Annotated in this window: 1 protein-coding gene and 1 pseudogene; both read left to right on the top strand. The window is 46.5% G+C overall.

The features are described 5' to 3' along the window. Positions 1-672 (top strand): annotated as a pseudogene (locus H7U20_RS24810) (hypothetical protein); the annotation flags it as partial. Continuing rightward, complete coding sequence (locus tag H7U20_RS24805) at positions 669-1,469, top strand: hypothetical protein (protein ID WP_199761821.1); 801 nt, start codon at positions 669-671, stop codon at positions 1,467-1,469. The pseudogene H7U20_RS24810 and the gene H7U20_RS24805, both read left to right, overlap by 4 nt. Positions 1,470-2,026: the final 557 nt, after the last annotated feature.

Genomic DNA, 2,026 nt, shown 5'->3' with positions numbered 1-2,026 from the left:
CTGCAGCGCGACGAAATGGAGAGTCGCGATCAGGCTTTGCTTTCGGCAATCAAGCTGCAGATTCAAGACATGACGGTTGCGGGCAATATCAAACCAGCTGATCAGCTCGAAACGTTTGAAGGATTTGGCGGTGCGTTAGGTGCGGCGCGCCTTGGAAAGGGGATGGCGGCGTCGATAAGTGCGCGCGCAGGCGTGTTAAAAATTGCCATCGCGGATGCACAGGCGCTGATTGCGGCGGAAAAAGCTGCTGCTCAGATTTCGGGCGCTTCGACGACTGTGGTTGTGCAAAGTATCACAGCCGATCTTTCGAGCGTTTGGCGCCTTCCCGGAACAGCGCGGGGTGTAGCAATTGAATCGAATCTAGCGCAGACTGAGTATAAAGAGTGGTTCAATGTTGGCCAATTGAATAACGGGAAATTTCCACTAGTAGATTTTCAATATGGGAATACGCTGGTCAGCTTGAAGACCATTGACACGGCGGGGGGGGCTTGGTTTGGCCGAATGCAAGATCATATTTACGAACTTGGTAAGAACGGTGCAACAGTTAATGGAGCGCGAGCCAACATGGTACTTGATATTCGTGTTCAACCTGGCGGTGCCGCTGCTGCACAACCGTTAGTGCAGTATGGTGCTAAGAATAATGTGACTGTAATTGTGAAGGAATATCCATGAGTAGCAATGGAATGGAAAAAATAGATATTATTTTTAGTATGAGGGTCGCGATTGAATTTCAAGAAAAAATAATAAATGGAGTTGAGTTTGAACTGCTTCCTGGATCGGGCGAAATCAGCGATTTCGACGCCTTGCAAACTATTGTTGGGGTAATGCAACGGCTTGGTCTGACTATGGAATTTGATGATTGCGGAAAAATACAATCTGCTTATTCATATTTGAAGAAAGTTGAAAAAGAAGGAAGGTGGGGGCGTAATATCGAGGCCTGTGGCCTTTCCTTTTGTTTTGGTAATGTCACGGCACTAAAATATAGTTTTATAACTATAAAAGAATTAACGAAAGGTGCGGCAGTATCTTGGGAGGAATGGATCAGCCCATTTATCGATAAACCTGGTTTTGTTCAGGCTTGGGTGTCTGACGTGGCATACGACCACTGGCAAAATGCAAAAGATCTCTTAGAGTATACAGCTGTAGGGCGTGATTACTCTCAACTTCCAATGACGTCGAATGGTCTACCACCACCCTTGGAGCAAAAAATTGTCGATATATCAAATAACCCTGGCCGCTGGATGCTTCAATCGGGTTATGTTGAAGCCATCGGTGCGGTAATGTGGCTTGGCGAGGAGTTTTGGAATCGCGTTGGAATAGACCGTAAAGATCATATAAGGAAGGAAAACTGGTTAAGGATTGAGGCTTTGACTAGCGGAATTTTGCGTTTACAAACAGCAGAGTGCTGCTTTAGCGACGAGAGTACTGCGAGGGTTCAAAATGACCTCCGAGCGCTTTTGTACGGTTAACGGCGTGGGCTGAGTGACGAAAATCTAGATGCCTTACTTCTCGATTTATCAAACAGGCTAATTATTTGTAGGTAGGGCTCCCATCGTGGAGGCAATCTACCTGTTTAGTCCGGTAGATTGGACGCTTCCGCCAGCACCGCCGCTGCAACAGTTACAGTTGAGGTGAACAGTGCGGCAGTCAAAGGGTTTAATAACAGTAACGTGGCAAAATTAAAATTTCCTGGACAGTGCGAGAACGTATGATTAAGTTCGATATTGAAGTGCAACGACAAATTATTTCGGCCGGACTGGACGATTTCTCCCCCAATACAATGTTGCCAAGAGTGCATAACGGGCAATATGGTGAGGCGCCGGCGGAGTGGCGTAAAGATGTAATTTTACTTACGTGCTGTATGTTGGCAGCTGGACTTGTTACCCCGATACCAGGGATAGAAAGTTACCAAGGGAAAAGTTCCGACGAGATCAGCTGTCAAGACTCGTGTGGTTATACACGCGCTTAACAAATAATTCGGGCTTTTTCTTCTGCCATGCTTTGAGCGCTTGAATTGGTGATACGT

Origin of the sequence: Rugamonas violacea (assembly GCF_016461825.1) — a bacterium.
Taxonomy (GTDB): Bacteria; Pseudomonadota; Gammaproteobacteria; order Burkholderiales; family Burkholderiaceae_D; genus Rugamonas.
This window is presented reverse-complemented; position numbering and strand designations above follow the sequence as displayed.